Source organism: Streptomyces sp. R28 (assembly GCF_041052385.1).
Lineage (GTDB): Bacteria > Actinomycetota > Actinomycetes > Streptomycetales > Streptomycetaceae > Streptomyces.
In genome coordinates this window covers 8701918-8726652 of sequence record NZ_CP163439.1, presented here as the reverse complement: position 1 = coordinate 8726652, position 24735 = coordinate 8701918, and the positions used below count along the sequence as shown (strand labels likewise).

Genomic DNA, 24735 nt, shown 5'->3' with positions numbered 1-24735 from the left:
AAGCCGGCCTGATAAGGGCGCTACCCGGAGGGCTTCTGTTCTGCCAGGGCGCAGTCCAGGAAGGCCCGGGCCGCCGGAGACAGCTGCCCCCTCCGGCTGATCAGGCCGATGCGCAGCACGGGGTTCGGCTCCAGGTCGAGCACCATCGCCCCCGCCCGCTCCGCCACGGCACGCCAGGAATCGGTCACCACCGCGAGGCCCACGCCCGCCAGGACGAGCGGCAGCAGCGACACCCGGTGCTCGGTCTCGGCGGCGACGGTGAACTCCACGCCGCTCTCGCGCAGGTCGTCCACGTAGGCGCGCGCGGCCGTGCCCCGCTGCACGGTGATCAGCCGCTGCCCGGACAACTCCTCGCGGGCCACCGGTCTGCCCGGCGGGAACGGGCCGTTCGGCGGGGTCAGCAGCGCGAGCCCCTGGGCGCCGACGGGGTGGGACACGACCTCCTTCTCCGGCAGTGGGCCAGGGGTGGTCAGCAACCCCAGCTCGCCGGTGCCCGTGCGCACCATGTCGATGACGTCCTGCGGGGTGAAGGCGGCACGGACGCACACCTGCACCCCGGGGTGGCGGCTGCTGAAGTCGCGGACCATCGAGGTGAGCGGTTCGACGGCCGGGGACGGCATCGCGGCGATGTCGAGCCTGCCGGTGCGCAGTTCCTGGACTGCGTCGACACTGGCCCGCGCGGTCTCCAAGCCGCGTACGGCCGCGCGGGCGGGTTCGATCAGCGCCGTCCCCGCTTCCGTGAGGACGGCCCGCTTGCCGATGCGATGGAACAGGGCGGCGCCCAGATCCCGTTCCAGCGACTGAACCGTCTGCGACAGCGCCGGTTGCGACACGTACAGGGCCGTGGCCGCGCGGTTGAAACCGCCGTGGTCCACGATCGCGAGAAAGTACTTCAGCTGCCGGATGTCCATGCCTGGATTCTTACCGGGCGCCAAGGTTCTGCGACGCCCCGACATCACTCCGCGGAGTCGCCGCCGTTCCCCCACTCGGTGCTCCCGGCTACACATGTTGACTCCGATTGCCGTCATTCGCATGGGAGTTGTTGCAGGTCACGACGTGAAAGGGGGGGGAGTTCCACCCGGTTCCGCTTGACCTGTCCCGACACCCCCGCCATGGTGATCCCGTAGTCGCGTGATTACGCAGAGTTTCGGGACTGGGGGGCTTAAGGATGTCGCGGGATTCGTACGGGACGGACGCGTTCGCGATCGTGGGTCTGGGGTGCCGGCTGCCCGGCGGCATCGTGGATCTGGCCGGGTTGTGGGAGGCGTTGGAGGCCGGGCGTGATGTGGTCGGGGCGGTTCCTGAGGATCGGTTCGAGAGTGCGCGGTTCGTCGACACCGCGATGACGCGGCCGGGGAAGTCGTACACCGCGCGCGGCGGGTTCCTGGCGGACATCGCCGGGTTCGACGCGGACTACTTCGGGATCTCGCCGCGGGAGGCGGCGCAGATGGACCCGCAGCACCGGCTGCTCCTGGAGACGGCCGTCGAGGCGCTGGACGACGCGGGGATCGACCCCGCGAGGTTGGCGGGCTCCGACACCTGTGTGTTCGTCGGTGTCTCGGACTTCTCCTACGGCGGGCTGCAGATGGTCAGGGTCCGGCGGATGAACGCCTATTCCATGGCGGGCACGGCCCATTCGATCGCGGCGAACAGGCTGTCGCACTTCTTCGACCTGCGTGGGCCCAGCATGGCCGTCGACACGGCCTGCTCGTCGTCGCTGGTGGCCGTGGAACGCGCCTGCCGGGAGCTCGCGTCGGGCGGCAGCCGTGTGGCGCTGGCGGGCGGGGTCAACGTGCTGCTCAACCCTGCGGGATTCGTCGGGTTCAGCCAGGCGTCGATGCTGTCGAGGCGTGGCCGGTGCGCGGCGTTCTCAGCGGACGCCGACGGGTTCGTCAGGGCCGAGGGCGCGGGCGTGGTGGTGCTGAAGCCGCTGTCCGACGCGCTGGCCGACGGAGACCGGATCCACGGGGTCATCGCCGGCGCCGGCAGCAACTGCGACGGGCACACGGCCGGGCTGGCCCTGCCCAGCGCGCGGGCACAGGAGGACCTGCTGCGGCGGGTGTACGAGCGGGCCGCGATCACGCCCGACGAGGTCGGGTACGTGGAGGCGCACGGCACCGGCACGCAGGCAGGCGATCCGGCCGAGTGCACGGCACTGGGCCAAGTGCTGGGCGTCGCACGGACGGTGGGCCCGCTGCCCATCGGGTCGGTGAAGTCCAACGTCGGGCACCTGGAGCCGGCGTCGGGCATGGCGGGGCTGTTCAAGGCCCTCGCGGTGCTGCGGTACGGCACGATCCCCGCCTCACTGCACCTGGAGCCGCTCAACCCCGGCATCGACTTCGCCGGGCTGGGGCTGGAGCCGGTCGACCGGGCGCGTCCGCTGGCCTCGGGGGGCCGGGGCCGAGGGCGCTTCGTGGGCGTCAACTCCTTCGGGTTCGGCGGGGCCAACGCCCATGTCGTCGTCGGGCCGCCGCCTTCTGCCACCCCGCCGCCCCCTGCTGCCCCACGTCCCCCTGCTGTCCCGCGGCCCCGCGCGGATGCGGTCGGCGAACTGCCGGTGATCGCCTCGGGACGTACTCCGCAGGCGGCCGAGGGAGCGGCACGGCGGCTGGCCGCCCGGCTGACCCGCACCACGCCGGAAAAACCGACAGAGCCCACAGGACCCACAGGACCCACAGCGTCGACCGAGTCTGCGGAGTTCTACGACATCGCCGCCACCACCAGCCTCCGCCGCGCCAAGCACCGCTACCGCCGCGTGGCGCTCGCCTCGTCCCCGTTCGAAGCCGCGCGGATCCTGACCGACGACGGCGTGACCGGTGAGGCGGTCGAGCACGGCCGGGTCGGGCTGGTCTTCGCCGGCAACGGCTCGCAGTGGGCGGGGATGGCCGCCGACCTGCTGGACGCCGACCCGGTGTTCCGCGCGGAGGTGGACGCGGTCGACGGCGCGCTGGAGCCCCGGATCGGCTGGTCGGTCGTCGCGCAGCTGCGCCGGCCGGTGGACGAGTGGGGGTTGGAGGCCACCGAGGTGGCGCAGCCGCTGCTGTTCGCGGTGCAGGCTGGCATCGTCGCGGTCCTGCGCGAGCGGGGCGTGAAGTGGACGGTCGCGCTCGGGCACAGCGTCGGCGAGGTGGCCGCCGCGTACGCCGTCGGCGCGCTGACGCTGCAGGAGGCGGCGCGGGTGGTCGCCGAGCGAGGCCGGGCCCAGGCAGCCACGGCCGGCCGGGGCCGGATGGCGGCGGTGGGACTGCCGTCGGCCGAGGCGGAGCGGGCCCTGTCGCCGTACCCGGGCCTGGTGGTGGCCGCCGTGAACAGCGCCAGGGACGTGACGGTCGCCGGCCCGGTCAACCAACTCAAGTCGCTGGGCGAGGAGTTGACGGCGCGCGAGGTGTTCTTCCGGCTCATGGACCTCGACTACGCCTTCCACAGCCCGGTCATGGAGCGGGTCCGCGCCCCGCTGGCCGTCGGCCTCGAAGGGCTGGACCCGAGCGGGAGCACCGAGGCGATGATCTCCACCGTCACCGGCGGCCCGGTGCCCGCGAGCGGTCTGGGCGCCGAATACTGGTGGCGCAACGTCCGCGAGCCGGTCCGGTTCGCCGCCGCCGTCGGCCACGCCCTGGACGCCGGCGTCGACGTCCTGCTGGAGGTCGGCCCCCATCCCGTCCTGCGCACCTACCTGCGCCGGATCACCGCCGGGCGCGACCGGGTGGCCGTACTCGACACCCTGCGCCGTGACACCGCCGGCCCGGCCGCGCTGCGCCGGTCGGTCGAGGCACTGATCGCCGCCGGGGCGCAGACGGACTGGACCCGCTGGTTCCCGCGCCCCGCCCGGGTGGCGGAGCTCCCCGCGTACCCGTGGCAGCGGGAACGGCACTGGAGCGGCACCCCGCAGCAGTGGATCGTCAGCAGCGGATCGGGACGGCTGGACCACCCCCTGCTGGGCGAGCGGCTGCCGACGGCGGAGCCCTCCTGGCACGGGCCGGTCGAACCGGTGCTGGTGCCCTGGCTGGCCGACCACAAGGTGGCCGGATCGGTGGTTCTCCCCGCGACCGGATACGTCGAGATGGCCCTGTCCGCCGGCCGGCGGGTACTGGACGGCCCGGTGGAACTGGCCTGGGTGGAGGTGAGCCGCCCGCTGGTCGTCCCGTGGGACCGGGCCGGGGACGTCCACTTGCAGCTCGGGTTCTCCCTCGACGACGGCATGGTGTCCATCACCAGCACCGAGGCCGCCGCCGACGGCGCCGATGCCGACGGCGCTCGGCCCCGTCCGCACGCCCGGTGCCGGGTCCGCGAGCTGATCGGCCGCCCGCCCGCCCGGGTCGACCTGACCGCGGTGCGTGCCCGCTGCGCTCGCCGGGGCGACGTCGACACCCTGTATCCCGAACTGGCCGCGACCGGCCTGGACTACGGGCCCGCGTTCCGGCAGCTCGCACGGCTGCACATCGGGGACGGGGATGTGCTGGCGGCCTACCGGCACACCACGGACCCGGCCGACTCCGCGCAGTACGTGGCGCATCCGGCACTGCTGGACGGCGCGCTCCAGGCATGTGTGCCGCTCGTGGCCGCCCGGGCCGGCGCCGGGCAGTGCTGGCTCCCGGCCGCGATCGGGGCCGTGCGCGTCTGGCGGAGCCCGTCCGCGACGGGGATGCTGCACGTCCGCGACCGCAGCCGCGGCACCGCCGAACTCTGCTTCGACGTCACCGTCACCGACCCGGACGGCAGCGTCACCGCCGAACTGGACGGCGTACGCATGCGGCGGGTGCCCGGCCCGGCCGACCGGGCGCCGCTGCGGTACGAGACCGTGCTGCGGGCCGCGCCGCATCTCGACGTGCCGGCGGCACCCTCGCCGCTGCCCGCCGACCATGACCTCGCCGCGGCCGCCGCAGGGAGCGTCGCCGCGCTGGAGGCCGGCTGGCGCTCCACGCGCTTCGCGGACTTCGCCGCCCGGCTGAAGCTGGTGACCGCCCATGTGGCCGCCGCCGCGTTCGGGGACCTGCTGCCCGCGAAGGTGGCCGAGTTCACGCCCGCCGACCTGATCCGGCACGGGATGCTCCCGGGATACGACCGGCTGGCGCGGGCCCTGCTCGACCTGATGGCCGGGCACGGTCTGGCCGCCACCGGCGAGGACGGACGGTGGCGGCTGACCGGCACCGCGGCCCCGGGCCCCCTCCTGGCCGCGCTGCCGTCGGACTTCCCGGCCTGCAGTGCCGAAGTGCAGCTGGCGGTCCGCCAGTTGTCGCACCTGCCGCAGGTGCTGCGCGGCGAACGCGACGCACTGCAGCTGCTGACCGGCCAGGGTTCCCAGGAAGCGCTGGAGCAGTTCTACGACGTGGCGCCGTCCTGCCGTCTCCACAACCGGGTCATCGCCTCGCTGGCTGCGGAGATCGCCCGGGCCTGGCCCGGGGACCGGCCGCTACGGATCCTGGAGGTCGGCGCGGGCACGGGTGGGACCGCCGCCGCTGTGCTGCCGCTGCTGCCGCCCGAGCGAGCCGTGTACCACTTCACCGACGTCTCCTCGGGCTTCTTCGCCCGCGCCCGGCGCCGTTTCGGCGACCACGACTTCGTCGACTACCGGCCGTTCGACCTGAACGCCGACCCGGCCGAGCAGGGCTTCACCGACGGAGCCTACGACCTGATCCTCGCGGCCAACTCCCTGCACACGGCGACGGACTTGGGGGCCGCCCTGCGCCGGGTGCGCAGGCTGCTGGCCCCTGGGGGCCGACTGCTGGCCTTCGAGACACACGACACGGACTATCTGTTGCCGCTCTTCGGCACGCTGGACAGCTTCTGGCGGCATGACGACGAACTGCGTCCGGGCTCGCCCCTGTTGGGCCGGGACCGGTGGCTCGAAGTGCTGAGCGCGTGCGGCCTCACCCACGTCGTCTGTCTCGGTGACAGCATCGAGGCACCGGCCCGGCAGACCGCGTCGGTGCTGCTGGCCTCCGCGCCCGTATACGAGACCGCCGAGCCCGCGCTGCCCCGGCCGGACGACGGCACCCGGTGGATCGTGGCCACCGAGAGCGAGTCGGAGAGCCCCTTGGCCGAGCGCCTCGCCGCGCTGCTGGCCGACGGCGGGACGCGGTCCGTCCCGGTGACGCCCGCTCCCGTCGACCCCGCGGCCTGGAGGGCGTCGCTCACCGGTGACGGCGACCCGGCCGTGGTGCTCCTGCTGGGCGAGTCCCCGACCGACTCCCCCGCCGACCCGCAGGCGATGCTCGACCAGGCCGTACGGCGCGCTGCCACGCTGCGCGCCCTGGCCGCGGCCTGCCAGAACCTCCCGGACGGCGCCCGGCCCGCCCTGTGGCTGGTGACCCGGCCCAGCGGCGCGCTGCCCGCGCCCGAACGCGCCGCCCACCCGCAGGACGCCGCCGCCTGGGGCGTGGCCCGCACCCTGGCCAACGAGCACCCCGACCTGCGGGTGACCCGGCTGTCGCTGGAACGCCTCGGCGACCCGGCCGCGGATGCGCACCGGCTGGCCCGCGAACTGCTGGCAGCCGACATGTCGTGCGGTGACGACGAGGGCCCGGCCGCAGCACGCGAGGACGAGATCGTCATCACCTCCGGCGGACGCTTCGTACCCCGAGAGCGCGAACTCCCGTCCGGCGAACACGTCGAGCAGAGCGGCGACGAACCCTTCGCCCTTCGGATCCGCACGCCCGGACTGTCGTACGAGCCAGTCTGGGCCCGGACCGAACCCATCACACCCGGGGCCGGTGAGGTGGTGGTCGCGGTGCGCGCCGCCGCGCTCAACTACCGCGACATCATGAAGGCGACCGGTCTGCTGCCCCCGGAAGCGGGCGAAGGCGGGTTCGGCGATGACGGCCCCGGCCTGGAATGCGCCGGGATCGTCACGGCCGTGGGCGAGGGCGTGAGCGAGCCGGCCGTCGGGGACCGGGTGTGCGCGACCGTCCCGGCCTGTCTGGCCTCGCACACGGTGGCTCCCGCGGCGGCCGTGGTGAAGATCCCCGACGGTCTCGGTTTCGCGGAGGCCGCGACCGTGCCGGTGGCCTTCCTGACGGTCCACTACGCCCTGCACGAGCTGGCGCGGCTCGCGGCCGGGGAGACCGTGCTGGTGCACGGGGCCGCCGGTGGGGTGGGGCTGGCCGCCGTCCGGTACGCCCGTCTGGTGGGAGCCACGGTGATCGCCACGGCGGGCAGCCCGGCCAAGCGGGACTTGCTGCGCGCGCTGGGCGTCGAGCACGTACTGGATTCCCGGAGCCTCGACTTCGCCGGTCAGGCGCTGCGGATCACCGGTGGGCGCGGGGTCGACGTGGTACTCAACTCGCTGGCGGGGCAGGCCATCGACCGTGGTCTGGAGACGCTGCGGCCGGGTGGCCGGTTCGTCGAACTCGGCAAGCGCGACATCTACGCCAACAAGCCGCTCCTCATGCGGCCGTTCAGCCGCAACATCGCCTTCTTCGGCGTCGATGTCACCGCCCTGCTGTCCGACGAGGCCGGGCTCGCACACGGTCGGCGTCTGCTGGCCGAGGTCGCCGAACGGGTGGCGGACGGCCGCTACCGGCCGCTGCCGCACACGGTGTACCCGGCCGCCCGGGTCGGTGAGGCGTTCGCGCTGCTGCAGCACTCGCGGCACATCGGCAAGGTCGTCGTGAGCCTCGATCCGCAGGACGGCCCGGTTCCCGTCCGCAACCGGCCCGAGCCGCCCCGGTTCGATCCCGACGGCACCTATCTGGTCACCGGTGGGCTGAGCGGATTCGGCGCCGCGACCGCCCGCCGGCTCGCCGACCGCGGCGCCCGTCATCTGGCCCTGGTCTCCCGGCGGGGCCCCGACGGTCCCGAGGCGGCCGACGTACTGTCCGACCTGGCCGCGCTGGGGGGGACGCCGTACCACGCCGGTTCCGCCGACGTCAACTGGCCGCAGCCCCATGGTGATCAGCCGTGTACACGGTGTACCCGGCCGCCCGGGTCGGTGAGGCGTTCGCGCTGCTGCAGCACTCGCGGCACATCGGCAAGGTCGTCGTGAGCCTCGATCCGCAGGACGGCCCGGTTCCCGTCCGCAACCGGCCCGAGCCGCCCCGGTTCGATCCCGACGGCACCTATCTGGTCACCGGTGGGCTGAGCGGATTCGGCGCCGCGACCGCCCGCCGGCTCGCCGACCGCGGCGCCCGTCATCTGGCCCTGGTCTCCCGGCGGGGCCCCGACGGTCCCGAGGCGGCCGACGTACTGTCCGACCTGGCCGCGCTGGGGGTGACCGCCACGCCGTACGCCGCCGACGTCACCGACTCCGCAGCCATGGCCGAGGTGATCAGCCGTGTCGACGCCTCCGGGCACCGGCTCACGGGGGTGGTCCACGCGGCCATGACGCTCGACGACGCCCCGCTCACCGAACTGACCGACGAACGGATCCGCGCGGTCCTCGCCCCCAAGATGGTCGGCGCGGAGGTCCTCGACGCGCTGACCCGCGAGCACGACCTGCGGCTGTTCTGGCTGTACTCCTCGTTCACCACGGCCGTCGGCAACGTCAAGCAGTCCGCCTACGTCGGCGGGAACCTGTTCACCGAAGCGCTGGCCCGCAGGCGGCACGGCACCGAACCGGCCCTCGCCGTCACCTGGGGTGCGCTCGGGGACTGCGGCCATGTCGCCCGCGAGGGCCTCGTACCGTCCATGCAAGCGCTCGGCACGTCCCCGCTCGGCTCGCGCGAGGCGCTGGACGCCCTGGAGTCCCTGGCGGCGTCCGGCACCGCGGTCGCCGGTATCGGCCGCTACGACTGGGCCCGAATGCGCGCCTTCCTGCCCGCCCTGACCACGCCCCGCTTCGCGGCGCTGCTGCCCGCCGACGGCGAGCTCGGCGGCCACACCCGCCAGGACCTCGTGGCGGCCCTGGCCGGCCTCACCGCCGAAGAGGCGCTGACGACCGTCGGCGGCACTCTCACCGAGTACCTGGCCCAGATCCTGCAGACCAACGCCGCCCGCCTCGATCCGAAGCTGCCGCTTCAGGACTACGGCGTCGACTCCCTGATGGCCGCCGAGCTGCTGACCACACTGCGCCAACGCCTCGATGTCGAGATCCCGCCCCTGGAACTCCTCCAGGGCGGCGTCACCGTCACCGACCTCGCCCGCCACGTGCTGCTGCGCCTGGGCGTGCGCACCACCGACACCGCCAACGGCTGAAAGGGAGGCCCTTCATGGTGACCTGTCAGGAACCCCAGACCCCGGCGGCCGACACCCCGGCGGCCGACACCCCGGCGCCCGATACCCCGGCGGCGGACCGCACCGAGGACTTTCCCAGCTTCGGTCCCCTCATCGGCGGCGCCACCGTCCCCGGCCCGACCGAGTGGGTCTACGCACTGCGCGCGAGCGCGCTGATCGACGACCCCATCGGCGCCACCTGCTACCGCAACGCGCTCAACGCCGGGCGGATGGGCCCCGACGCCCACCCGGAAACGATCCTGGGACGCTGCGCCGTCGCCGGACCCGACCTCATGCAGACCGCGCTGCGCACGGCACGGCACGCCGCGGACGAATGGGGCGCCAGCCCGCGAGCCCGACGCGCCGCCGTCGCCGAGGCGTTCCGCGCACGGCTGCTGGAACACGCGGACACGCTGACCCACCTCCTCGTCGAGGAAGGGCACCCGGTGCGGCTGGCCCGCATGGAGGTCGCCAACCTGGTCACCTTCTTCGCCCCTGAGACCACCGACTGGTGTCTGCGGCAGCTGGAGACACGGCACAGCGCCGGCGGACGGACGGTGTCGCTGCGCCGGGTGCCGGACGGCGTCGTCTGCGTGCAGCCGCCGCAGAACACCCCGGCGCTGAGCGTCGGCGCGGCCTTCCAGTCCGTGCTGGCGGGCAACGCGCTGGTGGTGCGGCTGTCACGGCAGGCGCCGATCGCCGCGATGTATCTGCTGGAGCGGATCGCCGTGCCGGCGCTGGCCGAGGCCGGTGCCCCGCCCGGTGTCCTGTCGGCGCTGTGCACCGACCCGGCCCAGGCGCTGGACGCCTGGCTGGACAGTCCGCTGGTGGACGACGTGCTGTACTTCGGCGACTCGATCCGCGGCGAACAGATCGAGAAGGCGTGCCTGGTCGCGGGCAAGAAGCCGATCCTGGAACTCGGCGGCAACGACATGGTCCTGGTGTGGCGTGACGCGCCCCTCGACCGGGCCGTGGACGCGCTGCTGGAGTCGTACCACGGCAGCGGCCAGATCTGCTGTGCGCCCAACATCGCGCTCGTCCACCCGGAGATCGCCGACCGGCTCACCGACCGACTCGCCGAACGCGTCGGGGCGTTGCGGCCCGGCTTCCCCGACGATCCCGAGGTGGTGCTGGCCGCCACACCCAACACCGCCGGATACGACGCCGCGCTCGCCGACGCCCGACGGGCGGGCGCCCGTGTGCTGACCGGCGGACGCCACCTGGACGTGGGCGGCCGGGAGAGCGACGTCGCCGCCTTCGCGGAGCCGGCGCTCATCCGCATCGACGGGCTCACCCGGGCGCGGGAGCTGCGGTCGGTCCGGCACGAGACGTTCTTCCCGATGCTGACCGTCGTCGTCCCCGAACCCGCCGGTGACGACGAACTCCTCGCCGAGACGGTGTCGTTCGTCGCCGCCGGCGCCTACGGCCTGCGCAACTCCCTGTGGGCGCAGGACCCACAGGTCATCGACCGGTTCGTCCGGGACGTCCGCTCGTGCGGCCAGATCCGGGTGAACGACTCACACCTCGCGGGCGTTCCCTACCTGTCCAACCATGGCGGCCCTGGGCTGAGCGGCGACCGGTCCGGGGAGCTCAACTACCCGATGCTGCGCACCAGCCGCCTCCAGGGCGTCTCCGTGGCGCAGTCCCCGCCCGCACCGTCCGACGGCGTCGCCCCGTACGTCCCGGCGCGACGCAGGCCCAGGGTCGAGGCGGTCCGGGAGTACCCGCCCGGCTGGCCGCCCGAGGAGCTGCCGGGCGGGCTGCCGGCCCCGTTCACCGAGGCGTTCCAGCACGACCCGTACCCGACGCTGCACTGGCTGCGCGAGCACCGGCCGGTGAGCCGGATCATGTCTCCGGACGGTCCGGGCTGGCTGCTGACCCGCTACGACGACGTCCGCCGGGCCCACACCGACCCGCGGGTGAGCTGCGACAGCAAGCGCCTCACCGCCGGCCGTATGTGGCTGCGGCATTGGCCGTCCGAGCTGCGGGAGCGGCTCTTCACCCACCTGCTGGACAGCGACGACCCGCGCCATGGCGAACTGCGCGCGATCATGCGGCCGTTCTTCACGCCTGCCCGCCAGGAACAGTGGCGCTCCCGGGTGCAGCGCGTCGTCGACACCCGGATCGACCAGATCGTGGACCGGGGCCGGGCCGACCTCATGGCGGCCGTCGCCTACCCGCTCGGTGGCAACGTCCTGTTCTCCGTCCTCGGCGCCACCCCGCCCCGGATGAACCATCTGCGGGCGATGATCTGGCGTACCGCCGAATGGAACAACGACGTCCCCTACGTGGCGGCGCTCGCCCACGAGATCGACGGGTTCGTCCGCAAGGCCGTCGCCGAGAAGCGCCGCGCCCCCGGCGACGACCTGATCTCGCTGCTGGTCCGGGCCCGCGACGAGGACGGCCTGATCGGCGAGGACGAACTGCACGGCCAGGTCATGATGATGCTGGTGGCGGGCCAGGACCCCAGCATCAACAGCGTCGGCAACAGCCTGCACGCCCTGCTCACCCACCCCGGCCGGCTCGCCGAACTCCGCGGCGAACCGGCGCTGCTGGAGACGGCCATCGGCGAACTCCTGCGCTACGAGAGCCCGTTGCCGTTCACGAGCTGGCGGGGCACCCTCGAAGCCGTCGAGTTCGGCGAGGTGACCGTCCCCGCGAACGAGTCCCTGTTCCTGTGCCTCGGCGCGGCCAACCGCGACCCCGCCCGCTTCCCCGACCCCGACCTGCTCGACCTGCGCCGCCCCACCCCCGGCCATCTGGCGTTCGGGCACGGCGCCCATTACTGCCTGGGCGCCCACATCGGCCGGATGACGGCCGAGGCCGCCGTCGCCGCCGTCCTGCGCCGGCTGCCCGGTATGCGGCTGGACGGCACGCCGCGGTGGCGTCCCAGCATGTTCGAGCGCGGGCTCAGTGTCCTGCCCGTCGCCTGGGACGTGCCATGCAAGACACGCAAGACGCAGAAGACGCAGAAGGTGCAGAAGACACAGAAGCTGCGGAAGCAGCAGCAGCCCCGGAAGGGGGCCGCTCGGTGAACCGCTCCGAGATCCTGGCCGAGCTGAAGGCGATGCTCGCCGAGTTCGGCGACGTCGACCCCGAACAGGTCGACGAACAGACCGCGTTCATCGCGGACCTCGCCCTCGATTCGCTCGTCCTGGTGCGGATGACCGTCGTCGCCGAGGAGCGGTTCGGGGTGCGCATCCCCGACGAGGTCGCCTGGGAGCTGCACACGGTCGGCGCCGTGGTCGGCTACGTGGAGGAGGCCCTGGCCGCACGGATCGGAACCGGCGGTGAGTGAACTCGTCCGGTTCCTGCGCGAGAAGATGTGGCTCCTCGGCGACACCCGCTGGTACGCGCGCGTGGACAGCGTCCGGGACGAGCTCGTCGAGGTGGAACGGCTCGGGTACGCCCAACTCGACGCGCGGGCCCGAGCGGTGGGGGCATGGCTGGCCGACCGGACACCGCCCGGCGCGCGCGTCCTGCTGATGTACCCGGCGGGTCTGGAGTTCCTCACGGTCTTCCTCGGCTGCCTGTACGCCGGGCGGGTCGCCATCCCCGCCCCGCTGCCGGCCACCGACCGGCGGGCCCTGGAACGCGCCGAGGGCATCATCCGCGACGCGGACGTCGGGCTGGTCCTCAGCGATGCCGCTCACCAGCCCGGGCTCGGCTCCTGGCTGGCAGGCCTGGACCTCACCGCGCGGACGGAGTGCGTCGCGACCGACGGGACCGACAGGGCCGACGGGACCGTACCGCCCGACCCCGGCACCTGGTCTCCTGCAGCCCTGGAGCTCTCCGCGACCGCCTACATCCAGTACACCTCCGGGTCGACGAGCGAGCCGCGCGGTGTCGTCGTCACCCACCGGAACCTGCTGCACAACCTGCTGTCGATCAGGGAGAAGCTCCTCCCCGAGCACGTCCTGGACGAACTGCGCCACGACCCGTCGCAGTCCGGCGCCGGATGGCTCCCGCACTACCACGACATGGGCCTGGTCGGCATGCTGCTCAGCCCGCTCGCGAGCTGCGGCAACCTCGTCTTCTGCTCCCCGGTGTCCTTCATCGCCCACCCGCTGCTGTGGCTCCGGATGATCAGCCGATACCGGTCCTTCTACACCTTCGCCCCGAATTTCGGCTACGACTGGCTGCTGAGGAGCCTCAACGACAGCCAACTGGCCGATCTGGAACCGGACTTGAGTTTGGACTGCCTGCGCTTCGCACTGAGCGGCGCCGAGCCCGTCCGCGCCGACGTCCTGAACGCGGTCGCCCGCCGACTCGCCCCCATCGGCTTCCGTCCGGCCATCTGGGCGCCCAGCTACGGCCTGGCCGAGGCCACGCTCATGGTGACCGGCACGTCCTGCGGCAGCGGGCCGACCGTGGGGCGCTTCGACCGGGACGCACTGGAGGCCGGCCGGGCCGTACCCGCCCCGGACGGCGTTGACCTGGTCGGCTGCGGCCGTCCCGTCGGCGCCGACGTCCGGATCGTCGACTCCGCGACCTCATGTCCCCTGGAGGGCGGGCGGGTCGGCGAGATCTGGGTACGCGGCGACAGCGTCGCCGACGGCTACCTCAACGACCCGCAGGGCACCGCCGAGCACTTCGCCGCTGTCACCGCCGACGGCGACGGCCCGTACCTGCGCACCGGAGACCTCGGTTTCCTCCAGGACGGGGAGCTCTACGTCACCGGTCGCGCCAAGGACCTGATCATCGCCAACGGGCGCAACATCCACCCCCAGGACATCGAGCGCATCAGCGAAACAGCCGACCCCGCGACCGGCCCCTGCGCCGCCTTCGCCCTGCCCGACGCCTCCGGCCACGAGCGGATCGTCCTGGTCCAGGAAATCCGCCCGCTCCACCTCAACGGCCGCGCTCCCGCGGCCCTCGCCGACCTCATCAGAAGGCGCCTGGCCCGCGAACTGCGGCTGGCCGTCCAGGTCGTCATCGTCGGACCGATGAGCGTGCCCCGGACCACCAGCGGCAAGATCCAGCGCTCACGAACCCGCGACGAGCTCCGCTCCACGGGCCTCGATCCCCTGTACTCCGACCTGCTCACCCCGAAGGGGGAGAGGCCGGTGCGCGAGGGCGGTCCGTGCGGGACCGGACGGGGGCAGTCGTCCACCCTCGGAGAGGCTGCCCGCACCCACCCGGCACAGCAGTGATAATTGCACACCAATGGGCATGTAGGCGAGTCGCGCCGATCACGTTTCCCTACGGTGTCGCTGATCTCGGTCCCGTACGACCGGGGCTCCCCCGTCAGCCGCCGCCCCGCAGCACCCGAGACAGCCCCAGCGCCGCGGTGCGCACAGCGGGGGCCAGGTGGGCGGGGCTGAAACGTGAGCGGGGCACGGCCACCGAGAGGGCGGCCACCGCGGTGCCGCCGACGAAGACGGGGGCCGCGATGCAGCGCGGCAAGGCGATCATCGTCCTCAACCCGGCCGAACCCCCGCTGGTCATGCGGGACCCCGTGCACTGCCTGGTCTCCGACTGCGCCACCGAGGCCGTCGTCGCGTCGGTCGAGGAGATGGCCGGCCGGGTCCAGGCGTACGTGCCCGGCTACCGGCTCAAGCAGCAAGTGCAGTTCGACCGGGTGAGGGCGGACGACCCGCCGCGCACCCTCGCCCCCGACGCGGACGAGGCGCTCAAGGTGTCCGTCTTCCTCGAGGTCGAGGGCGCCGCCCACTACCTCCCGGCCTATGCCGGAAACCTCGACATCATGACCTCGGCCGCGCTGCGCACCGCGGAACGCATGGCCGCCGTCCCCCACTCCCGGCTTCGCTCGAGCGAGGGGACCCCCATCGCCACGGAGGTGGCCTCCCGATGACCCGCCTGTACGTCCAGGACGTCACCCTGCGGGACGGCATGCACGCCGTCCGCCACCGCTACACCGTCGACCAGGCCCGTGCCATCGCCGCCGCCTGGACGCGGCCGGTGTGACCGCCGTCGAGATCGCCCACGGGGACGGACTGGCCGGCTCCAGCATCAACTACGGCGTCGGCGCCCACACCGACTGGGAGTGGATCGAGGCCGTCACCGACGTCACGCGGCACGCGGTGCCCACGCCACTGCTGCTGCCCGGCATCGGCACCCTGCACGACCTCCGGCAGGCTCACCGGCTGGGCATCCGGTCGGTCCGTGTCGCCACGCACTGCACCGAGGCCGACATCGCCGCCCAGCACATCGCCGCGGCACGCGACCTGGGCATGGACGTCGCCGGTTTCCTGATGATGTCCCACATGGCCGAACCGGCCGAACTCGCCCGCCAGGCCCAGCTGATGGAGTCGTACGGCGCGCACTGCGTGTACGTCACCGACTCCGGCGGCCGCCTGACGATGGACGGGGTCCGCGACCGCTTCCGCGCCTACCGCGACGTCCTCGACCCGGCCACCGAGCTCGGCATCCACGCCCACCACAACCTCTCCCTGGGCGTCGCCAACACCGTCGTCGCCGTCGAGAGCGGCGCCGTACGGGTCGACGCCTCGCTCGCCGGGCAGGGCGCGGGCGCCGGCAACTGTCCCCTCGAAGCCTTCGTCGCGGTCGCCGACCTGATGGGCTGGGAGCACGCCTGCGACCTCTTCCCGCTGATGGACGCCGCCGACGATCTCGTACGTCCGCTGCAGGACCGCGAGGTGCGGGTGGACCGCGAGACCCTCAGCCTCGGCCACGCGGGCGTCTACTCCAGCTTCCTGCGCCACGCCGAGACCGCCCCGCCCGGTACGGCCTCGACACCCGCAGCATCCTCGTCGAGGTCGGACGGCGGGGGATGGTCGGCGGCCAGGAGGACATGATCACCGACATCGCCCTGGACCTGGTGGCCCGCGCGCGGGCGACGGCCTGACCCGGACGCCCTTCCTGTACGAGTTCACGGCCACGGAGATGCCGTCGTATCCGGCCGGCACCGCCGGCCCGCTGTTCTCAGTCGTCGGGGATGCCGGTGCCGCTGAGCGCGGGGACGGTGTTCTCCCGGCGGGTCAGGGAGCGTGCGGCGAGGCGGAACTGGTCGAGTTTGTCGACGATGGTCCGGCCGACCGGGGTGTGGCCCCAGATGCTGATGCCCTGGTGGGTGCTGGGCTGCCAGGTGTTCTCGTCGACGACGACGGGGTTCCAGCCGACCTCCCACTCGAAGCCGGACGGGGTCCGGGCGTAGTAGGAGAGCTCCTTGTCGTTGGTGTGCCGGCCCACCGACAGGGCCATCTCGAAGCCGAGTTCGTGCACGCGCTGGTAGCTCCGCGCCACGTCGTCGAGGGTGGCAGTCTGGATGTTGAGGTGCTGGACGCGGGTGCGGACCGGGTCGACGGGCAGACCACGGACAGCCGCGATCGCGATGGAGTGATGGCGTTCGTTGACCCGCAGGAAGCGGATCTTGAGCTTGACGCCGCTGATGGTCTCGTCGATGTAGTCGGTGAGCCGGGCGTCGAAGACGGTGTTGAAGTACCCGCGCAGCTGGGTGGGCCTGGTCGACGTGATGGCCACGTGGCCCATGCCGGAATCACCGGTCACGAAGCCGGAGGCCGCCATGCGCAGGGGTTCCGCCGACTTCACCGGGGTCGTGTAGATCTCCTGGGTGATGCCCTTGGGCCCCGGGAAGCGCAACAGCCGCTCGACTCCCCGGAGTTGGGCCTCCTCGACGGTGCCTACGACGAGAGGGACGCCGTGGGCCCGTATGCGCGCCTCGATCTGCTCGAAGGAGGCGTGGTCGTCGATGTGCCAGCCCAGGGCGACGACGTCCTCCGCCGGGCCCTTCCGCACCAGAAAGCGGCACTCCTGGTCGTCCAGCCTGAAGCGCATCAGGTCGTGGGAGACGTCGTCGTGATGCATCCCGATGGCGTCGGCGCCGAAGCGCCGCCAGTCGCTGAGACGATTGGTCTCGATGACGATGTAGCCGAGGTGCACGGCACCGAAGACACAGGACGTGGTGCTCATCGGCGGCCGGCCAGGAAGTCGGCCGACAGGCGGTTGAAGAGCTCGGCACGTTCGAACTGCACCCAGTGGCCCGTGTTGGCGACCAGGTACAGGTCGCAGTCGGGCAGACGGTCGGCCAGCAGGGGGCCGCCGGAGGGCCGGTTGACCTTGTCGACCTGGTGGCCATGTTCGAACTCCACGCCGACCTGGTCCACGCCGCGGCCACCCGCATGGCGGGCAAGGACTAGCCCCGCTCAGTCGTCGGCAGCGGCCTCCGCCGCCGTAGTCACCGTGGTCACCGTCGAGGCGACGGCGTCGACCGCGGCGCGCGCCTTCTGCTCCGGTACACCGGCCGCGATGAGCGTGGCGACGGCGGTGTGGGTGCCGTCGTCCTCCAGTGCCCCGGTGTTGACCTCCTCCAGCAGGGCGACCGTCATAGCCTCCAGACCGGCGCTCAGCACGGCCGGCGGCAGGTGCCCGTGGAAGACGCCGTCCCGCTGGCCTCGTTCGAGGATGGCCGTGGTCTCGGCGCGGGCCGGTGCCAGGACCTCGGCCACGCGTTCGACGCCCAGGTCGCGGCGGGCCAGCGCCAGCAGGAGCCGGTAGCGGTCCCCCACGGGCCAGATCGAGAACACGAAGTACGCGAGCGCCCGCTCGGCCGGCTCGCCCGGCCCGAAGTGCGCGGCACCGGCCGCCAGCATGCTCCGAAGGGATTCGGAAGCCTCCTCGGCGAGCGCCTCCAGCAGCGCCGCGCGCCCGGGGAAGTGACCGAAGAGGGTGCGCCGTACGACACCGGAGGCCCGCGCCAGTTCCTCCAGCGTGATGTCCGGGTTGCGGCCGAGCTCCTTGCGCGCCGTGGCCAGGATGCGTGCCCGGTTGGAGCGCGCGTTGCGCCGTTGGGGAACGCGGGCCATGGGCTTGGTCACGGAAGAACCTCGAACATCGGGGGCGGATACGACGGGCGGACCTGCGCAGACTGTACCGCCACCGAGATCTCCGAGGTCACAGCCATCTACTCCGAGCTCGGCAGCCGTACGCGCGGCGAACCGGCGGCTCGGTTCGGGGGTGACCGGCGCGCGGTCACGGTTGTGGCCGCCGGGCTGGTCCGGGCGAAGTCCTGGCCGTTCATGTACTCCGGCTTTACATGAGCAGCGGTAGCGTTATGTACGAAACCGTTTCGTTCATCATCGGCGGCCCGACTGCACCAGGGAGATGACAGGCATGGTCTCCGCACTTGTCGTCAACGACCAATACCTCCACCGACTCGCCCTGCGTATGCTCCTGGCGGCCGAGCCCGACCTGACGGTCGTCGGCGAAGCGACGGACGCGCAGGGGGCGGTCCGGGCGAGTACCGAACTCCGCCCCGACATCGTCCTGATGGACAGCGACCTGTCCGGGACGGACAGCATCGACACGATCCGACGCCTCACACAACCCCCACGCGTCCACGGCACCGCCGACTCCGGCCGTGCGGCAGGACACGCTCCCCGCGTACTGGTTCTGACCCCCGCCGGCCAGGAGAGATACGCGTACGCCGCCCTGCGCGCCGGAGCCGGCGGATTCCTCCTCAACGACGCCGCCCCGGACGAAGTGACAGCGGCCGTCCGCATCGTGGCCGCCGGCGATGCCGTCATCACCCCCGGCCTGACCCGCGAACTGATCGAGGCCGTCCGGCAGCAGCGCAGTCCCCGGCTCCGCCCTCACACGAGCCGCCTCGAGACCCTCACCGGACGCGAACGCGATGTCCTGGTCGCCGTCGCCTCGGGCTGGTCCAACGCCGAGATCGCCGAACGCCTGTCCATCGCCCCGACCACCGTCAAGACGCACGTCAGCAACATCCTCACCAAGATCGGCGCCCGCGCCCGCGTCCAGGCGGTGACCTATGCCTACGAGTCCGGCCTGGTGCAGCCGGCCGCCTGACACCTGCCGCGCCTCAGCCCCGGGAGCGACTCCCTGCCCCTGTCGCGAGCAGTCCGTTGACCACCAGCGCCGCCAACTGTTCCGCCGTGGCGGTGAGTCGATCCGGCGAGGCGGCCTCGGCTCTGCCCAGGCGCCGGGCCAGAGGCGTGCCCACCATGGCCGAGACGGGAGGGACGACGGCGAAGAACAGCACGTCCAGGGGGACGGGCGCCATGCGCCCCGCGGCGACGAGCCGCTCGATGCTGGGCGCCATCAGCTGCAGGGTCGGAGCGACGTAGCGCTCGTAGAGGTAGTCCAGCCGCTCGGTCTCCTGGGAGAACTCGACGACGAAGACCCGTCCGATGAGGGGCGTGTCCACTGCGGACCGGTAGAACCCGGCGATGATCCGCCGCAGGCACTCGGCATCGTCGACCGAGGGATCCGGATCCCCCTGCGGCAGGCGCGCCAACTGCGCCCCGAGGGCGGCGTCCATCACCGCGCGCCAGAACGCCGCCTTGGACCCGTACCGGTCGTTGATGAAGTTGTGGCTGACGCCCAGTCGGCGGGCGAGCTCGCGGGCGGAAGCGCGGTCGTAGCCCAGCTCCGCGAAGGCCTCCAGCCCGCGCAGCAGGATGCTCTCCTCCTCGGGCACCGCGGGCGTGTCCGCACCGGGACGCCCCGGCCGTCGAGGGGATTCGGCTCTTGCTCCCACCCTTGCCTCCATACCTACTCGCAGGGCACCTGACCTACCCCCAGGGCACCGGCCCGTTCTCTGCGGCGCGCACTGATTCGACGCCATCCTAGGAGCCCACGACAGTATTACTTGACACCCGTCAGAATAATCGTAATCTGACAAGTGTCAGACGACTTCGGCCAGGTGCGCCGAGCACGTCGCACGACGCCGTGCGACGCCGGCCACCGGCGATCACGACCGACCGGCCCGCACGAAGGACCCCGGGGCCGCGGCCTCCCGTCTTTCCCGCGCCTCTCGCCTCCCCTCGTCCACTCCTTTCGCCTTCCGCTGTCCGCTGTCCGCTGCCCATTTCCCGAACCATCCGGAGCTTTCGTCATGCCCGAAACACCCGCCGACGCTCCCGTCGACGCGACCGTCTCTTCCCTGCCGTCGAGCCAAGCGTCGCCGCCTCGGCGCCGCTGGGGGGTCCTCGCCGTCATCGGCGTGGCCCAGCTGATGGTGGTGCTGGACGCCACGATCGTGAACATCGCCCCGCCCTCCGCGCAGAAGGACCTGGGCTTCTCCGACGGAGACCGGCTGGGGGTACCCCCTCTGGGGGAGGGTGGTCACCGCCTACGCGCTCGCCTTCGGCAGCCTGCTGCTGCTCGGCGGCCGCATATCCGATCTCTTCGGCCGCAAGATGACGTTCCTGGTCGGCCTGGTCGGCTTCGCCGTCACCTCCGCCGTCGCCGGCGCCGCGACCAGCTTTGAGATGCTCATCGTCGCGCGAGCCAGGCAGGGCCTGTTCGGTGCGCTGCTCGCCCCGGCCGCCCTGTCCCTGCTCACCGTGACCTTCACCGACCCCAGGGAACGCGCCAAGGCCTTCGGCGTGTTCGGCGCCATCGCCGGCGCCGGCGGTGCCATCGGCCTGCTCCTCGGCGGTGTACTGACCGAGTACCTCGACTGGCGCTGGACCCTCTACGTCAACCTCGTCTTCGCCTTCGCCGCCTTCGCCGGAGGCGCCCTCCTGCTGCAGCGCGCCACCCGCGACAGGTCCGCCACCATCGACGTCCCCGGCGCCGTCCTCGTCGGCGGGGGTCTGTTCTGCCTGGTCTACGGCTTCTCCAACGCCGAGAGCCACGACTGGAGCTCCGCCGCCACCTGGGGCTTCCTGCTCGCCGGCGGTGCCCTGCTCGCCGTGTTCACGTGGTGGCAGACCCGTTCGCCGCACCCGCTGCTTCCGCTGCGGATCCTGCTCGACCGGAGCCGCGGTGCCTCGTTCATCTCGGTCCTGATCACCGGCGCCGGCCTGTTCGGCGTCTTCCTGTTCCTGACCTACTACCTGCAGCAGAGCCTCGGCTACACGCCCATCAAGACCGGACTGGCCTTCCTGCCGATGGTCGCGGGGCTCATGCTCGCCTCCACCCTCGCTCCACGGTGCTCATCCCCCGCCTCGGCCCGAAGCCGGTGGTGCCGCTGGGCATGGGCCTCGCCGCGGCCGCCATGGCCTGGCTGACCGGCCTCGACCTCACCAGCTCCTACGCCACCGACATCATGCCTCCGCTCGCCGTGGCGGGCCTCGGCCTGGTCATGGCCCCGGGCATGAGCCTGGCCACGGCCGGCGTGCGGGCCGAGGACTCCGGCGTCGCCTCCGCCGCCGTCAACACTATGCAGCAGGTGGGCGGCTCTCTCGGCACGGCGCTGCTCAACACCCTCTCCACCAGCGCCGCCACCGACTACCTGGCCGACAAGAACCCCAAGGACCCCGCCGTACTCGCCCAGGCCGGCCTGGAGGCCTACTCCACCGCGCACTGGTGGTCAGCCGTGTTCTTCGTCGCCGGGCTGGTCGCGAGCGCCCTCCTCTACCGCCGTGGCGTACCGGCCACCGATCCCGACGCGGCACCCGTCGTACACATGTGAGGCGCCAGGTTCTGGTTCCGACACACCGCGACGGCCCATCGGACGCCGGTGGGCCGTTTCGGGCGGCTGGCACCTCACGGCAGTTGGCCCACCGCACGGGCCAACTGGTGTGCCGCGCTACACCATCCGGTGGCTAATGGCCGTCGCAATGTTATTCATATCTACCGATTTCCTATCCATCCACTGTCCGGCTCTTGGTGCTGACCAACCGTCACGAGGCCCTGACCCAAGTCGAGGAGAGTGGAGAAGATGACGACATCGCCGAGATGGCGATCCGTTCTGGCGTCGGCCGCCATGGCTGGCGCGCTCGCCGCAGCCGCGCTGACGAGCGCGGGTACTGCCTACGCCAACGACGACCACAAGACCCCGCATCCGCCGTACCCGGCGAAGCCCGCCCACCCGGCACACGGGAGCAAGCCCGCCTACCCGGTGCACCCGGTCAAGCCCGAGCACCCGGCCAAGCCCGCCTACCCCGTGCACCCGGCGAAGCCGGAACACCCGGTCAAACCCGCCTACCCGGTACACCCGGTCAAGCCCGAGCACCCGGCCAAGCCCGCCTACCCCGTGCACCCGGCGAAGCCGGAACACCCGGCCAAGCCCGCCTACACCCGGTCAAGCCCGAGCACCCGGCCAAGCCCGCCTACCCCGTGCACCCGGCGAAGCCGGAACACCCGGCCAAGCCCGCCTACCCGGTACACCCGGTCAAGCCCGAGCACCCGGCCAAGCCCGCCTACCCCGTGCACCCGGCGAAGCCGGAACACCCGGCCAAGCCCGCCTACCCGGTACACCCGGTCAAGCCCGAGCACCCGGCCAAGCCCGCCTACCCCGTGCACCCGGCGAAGCCGGAACACCCGGCCAAGCCCGCCCTCCCGGCGAAGCCAGCGCTCCCGGCGAAGCCTGCACTCCCGGCCAAGCCGGAGCTCCCCGCGAAGCCCGCACTTCCGGCCAAGCCGGCACTCCCCGCCAAACCGGCACTCCCCGCCAAACCGGCGCTCCCGGCCAAGCCCGCACTCCCCGCGAAGCCAGCCCTACCGGCCAAGCCCCAGCTCCCGGCCAAGCCCGCCCTCCCGGCGAAGCCCGCACTCCCGGCCAAGCCCAAGCTCCCCGCCAAGCCAGCGCTCCCGGCCAAGCCCGCACTGCCGGCCAAGCCCAAGCTCCCCGCCAAGCCCGCCCTCCCGGCGAAGCCCGCACTCCCGGCCAAGCCCAAGCTCCCCGCCAAACCGGCGCTCCCGGCCAAGCCAGCGCTCCCCGCGAAGCCAGCCCTACCGGCCAAGCCCCAGCTTCCGGCGAAGCCCGCACTCCCGGCCAAGCCCAAGCTCCCCGCCAAACCGGCGCTCCCGGCCAAGCCAGCGCTCCCCGCGAAGCCAGCCCTACCGGCCAAGCCCCAGCTTCCGGCGAAGCCCGCACTCCCGGCCAAGCCCAAGCTCCCGGCCAAGCCCGCGCTCCCCGCGAAGCCCGCGCTCCCGGCGAAGCCCAAGCTCCCCGCCAAGCCCGCCCTTCCGGCGAAGCCAGCCCTACCGGCCAAGCCAGCACTCCCCGCCAAACCAGCACTGCCAGCGAAGCCCGCACTCCCGGCCAAGCCCAAGCTCCCCGCGAAGCCCGCGCTCCCGGCGAAGCCCAAGCTCCCCGCCAAGCCCGCCCTTCCGGCGAAGCCCGCACTGCCGGCCAAGCCAGCACTCCCCGCCAAACCAGCACTGCCAGCGAAGCCCGCACTCCCGGCCAAGCCCAAGCTCCCGGCCAAGCCCGCGCTCCCCGCGAAGCCCGCGCTCCCGGCGAAGCCCAAGCTCCCCGCCAAGCCCGCCCTTCCGGCGAAGCCCGCACTGCCGGCCAAGCCAGCACTCCCGGCCAAGCCCGCAATGCCCGCCAAGCCCAAGCTCCCGGCCAAGCCCGCAATCCCCGCGAAACCCGCGCTCCCGGCCAAGCCAGCAATCCCCGCCAAGCCCAAGCTCCCGGCCAAGCCAGCAATCCCCGCGAAGCCCGCGCTCCCGGCGAAGCCCGCACTGCCGGCCAAGCCAGCACTCCCGGCCAAGCCCGCAATCCCGGCCAAGCCCGCAATCCCCGCCAAGCCCAAGCTCCCGGCCAAGCCGGCCTACCCGGCCAAGCCCAAGCTCCCGAGCAAGCCCGCCCACCCCGCACACCCCAAGAAGCCAGAGCACCCCAAGCACTCGAAGAAGAAGCAATGGTGACCAGGACAAAGAGGAGCTGAGGAGCTGACCCCGAGGGGCAGCCACAATGCCGGGCCCGGGAAACACCCGGGCCCGGCATACCCGTGCGGTCAGTCGTGGAGCGCCCGCTGCAGGGCGTCCCGGCAGGCCCGGATGGCGGGATGCCCGCCTCGGCCGCGGCGTACGACGGTGAAGACGCGGCGGGTGCGCTCGCCGCGTGGAAGCTGCCGTAGTGGGACCGTCGGGGGCCGTCCGTTCCAGACGAGGTCGGGGAGGAACGCCGCGGCGTGTTTCTGCTCGACGAGGCGGAGGTGGAGCAGGAGGTCGGTGGTCTCGAACCGTACGTCGGGTTCGAAACCGGCGTTGCGGCACAGGGTCATCGCCCAGTGCCGGGCGGCTGTGCCTTCGGGTTCCATCACCCAGGGGTGATCGGCGAGTGAGCGCAGCGCCGCCGTCGGGGTCTCGGTGCCGAGGCCGTCGGCGGGGTGGGGCAAAGCGAGGTGAAGGGGGTCGTCGAGCAGGTCTTCCTGCTCGAGTTCGGCGGGGCGCGGGTTGGGGTTGCCGGGGTACTCCTCGGCGAGGACCAGGTCGAAGTCGCGTGCCTGCAGGGCGGGCAGGGCCCTTTCCGGTTCCGACTGCGTGACGTGGACGCGCAGACGCGGATGCCGGTCGCGCAGCAGGCCGAGCGCGGTCGGGACCAGCACCAGCGCGGCCGTCTGGAACGAGGCGATGCGCAGCGTGCCGGTCAGGTCGGCCAGGGACGCGGCGATGTCCGCCTCCGCACGCTCCAGTCGCTCCAGGACCGCTTCGGTGTGGGCGACGAGGATCTCCGCCTGCGCGGTCAGCCTCACCCGCCGTCCGACCGGCTCGAGGAGCGGGACGCCGACTTCGGCTTCCAGCTGGGAGAGCTGCTGGGAGAGGGGCACCGACGGAACGCGCTGGCCAGGGCATACATGGGTGCCGTTAGAGATCGTTTCCCACGCTGTGTCGCCGGTTTTCCCACAGACCAGGCCAGAGGACTCGTCAGGGGCGGCGGCG

At 72.6% G+C, this 24735-nt stretch carries 12 protein-coding genes and 5 pseudogenes; 10 read left to right on the top strand and 7 right to left on the bottom strand.

Annotation, left to right across the window (positions count from 1 at the left end):
• Positions 1-20: 20 nt before the first annotated feature.
• The gene (locus tag AB5J49_RS38170) at positions 21-911 is read right to left on the bottom strand and encodes a LysR family transcriptional regulator (protein ID WP_369173422.1); all 891 of its coding nucleotides are present in this window, start codon (positions 909-911) and stop codon (positions 21-23) included.
• 257 nt (positions 912-1168) lie between these two features.
• Between AB5J49_RS38170 and AB5J49_RS38165 the strand changes: the two genes are divergently transcribed.
• Genes AB5J49_RS38165 through AB5J49_RS38145 form a run of 5 tightly spaced genes read left to right on the top strand, consistent with a single transcriptional unit; the run spans position 1169 to position 14300 of the window.
• Entirely contained in the window at positions 1169-7981 is a 6813-nt protein-coding gene (locus tag AB5J49_RS38165) for a beta-ketoacyl synthase N-terminal-like domain-containing protein (RefSeq protein WP_369173421.1), read from the top strand.
• A complete protein-coding gene (locus tag AB5J49_RS38160; protein WP_369173420.1) occupies positions 7897-9129 on the top strand; it encodes an SDR family NAD(P)-dependent oxidoreductase in 1233 nt (410 codons plus the stop codon). Before AB5J49_RS38165 ends, AB5J49_RS38160 begins: the two co-directional genes overlap by 85 nt.
• 14 nt (positions 9130-9143) lie before the next feature.
• Positions 9144-12182, top strand: a complete 3039-nt coding sequence (locus AB5J49_RS38155) for an aldehyde dehydrogenase family protein (protein ID WP_369173419.1) — start codon at positions 9144-9146, stop codon at positions 12180-12182.
• Positions 12179-12445, top strand: coding sequence for an acyl carrier protein (locus tag AB5J49_RS38150; RefSeq protein WP_369173418.1), 267 nt, complete (start codon positions 12179-12181; stop codon positions 12443-12445). The genes AB5J49_RS38155 and AB5J49_RS38150 overlap by 4 nt, the downstream gene beginning before the upstream one ends.
• Complete coding sequence (locus AB5J49_RS38145; RefSeq protein WP_369173417.1) at positions 12438-14300, top strand: fatty acyl-AMP ligase; 1863 nt, start codon at positions 12438-12440, stop codon at positions 14298-14300. The genes AB5J49_RS38150 and AB5J49_RS38145 overlap by 8 nt, the downstream gene beginning before the upstream one ends.
• A 94-nt stretch (positions 14301-14394) precedes the next feature.
• Here the strand turns inward: AB5J49_RS38145 and AB5J49_RS38140 are convergent.
• Positions 14395-14544 (bottom strand): annotated as a pseudogene (locus tag AB5J49_RS38140) (IclR family transcriptional regulator); the annotation flags it as partial.
• Between AB5J49_RS38140 and AB5J49_RS38135 the strand changes: the two are divergent.
• Positions 14531-14962 (top strand): annotated as a pseudogene (locus AB5J49_RS38135) (acetaldehyde dehydrogenase (acetylating)); the annotation flags it as partial. The pseudogenes AB5J49_RS38140 and AB5J49_RS38135 sit on opposite strands and share 14 nt — an antisense overlap.
• Positions 14959-15976 (top strand): annotated as a pseudogene (gene dmpG, locus AB5J49_RS38130) (4-hydroxy-2-oxovalerate aldolase). The pseudogenes AB5J49_RS38135 and dmpG, both read left to right, overlap by 4 nt.
• 77 nt (positions 15977-16053) lie before the next feature.
• Here dmpG and AB5J49_RS38125 read toward each other — a convergent pair.
• From AB5J49_RS38125 to AB5J49_RS38115, 3 genes and pseudogenes are all read right to left on the bottom strand, one after another.
• Positions 16054-17061 (bottom strand): VOC family protein, encoded by a 1008-nt coding sequence (locus tag AB5J49_RS38125; RefSeq protein WP_369173416.1) that lies wholly within the window; start codon positions 17059-17061, stop codon positions 16054-16056.
• A pseudogene (locus tag AB5J49_RS38120) lies at positions 17058-17213 on the bottom strand (alpha/beta fold hydrolase); the annotation flags it as partial. The pseudogene AB5J49_RS38120 and the gene AB5J49_RS38125, both read right to left, overlap by 4 nt.
• Before the next feature lie 81 nt (positions 17214-17294).
• The gene (locus AB5J49_RS38115; protein ID WP_369173415.1) at positions 17295-17966 is read right to left on the bottom strand and encodes a TetR family transcriptional regulator; all 672 of its coding nucleotides are present in this window, start codon (positions 17964-17966) and stop codon (positions 17295-17297) included.
• A gap of 295 nt (positions 17967-18261) precedes the next feature.
• Here AB5J49_RS38115 and AB5J49_RS38110 point away from each other — a divergent pair, with 295 nt between their 5' ends.
• On the top strand, positions 18262-18960 hold the full coding sequence (locus AB5J49_RS38110; protein WP_369173413.1) for a LuxR C-terminal-related transcriptional regulator: 699 nt from the start codon (positions 18262-18264) through the stop codon (positions 18958-18960).
• A gap of 13 nt (positions 18961-18973) precedes the next feature.
• Here AB5J49_RS38110 and AB5J49_RS38105 read toward each other — a convergent pair whose 3' ends face one another.
• Entirely contained in the window at positions 18974-19591 is a 618-nt protein-coding gene (locus AB5J49_RS38105) for a TetR/AcrR family transcriptional regulator (protein WP_369175394.1), read from the bottom strand.
• Positions 19592-20008: 417 nt separating this feature from the next.
• Between AB5J49_RS38105 and AB5J49_RS38100 the strand changes: the two are divergent.
• Together AB5J49_RS38100 and AB5J49_RS38095 are read left to right on the top strand one after the other, a co-directional pair.
• Positions 20009-21532: pseudogene (locus AB5J49_RS38100) on the top strand (MFS transporter).
• Positions 21533-22179: 647 nt separating this feature from the next.
• Positions 22180-23718 carry a hypothetical protein gene (locus tag AB5J49_RS38095; protein WP_369173412.1) on the top strand — a complete coding sequence of 513 codons (1539 nt, stop codon included), beginning with the start codon at positions 22180-22182 and terminating at the stop codon, positions 23716-23718.
• Between the two features lie 89 nt (positions 23719-23807).
• On the opposite strand, the gene AB5J49_RS38090 is transcribed toward AB5J49_RS38095, so the two are convergent.
• Positions 23808-24623: a LysR substrate-binding domain-containing protein gene (locus AB5J49_RS38090; RefSeq protein WP_369173411.1), complete on the bottom strand. Its 816-nt coding sequence runs from the start codon at positions 24621-24623 to the stop codon at positions 23808-23810.
• Positions 24624-24735: the final 112 nt, after the last annotated feature.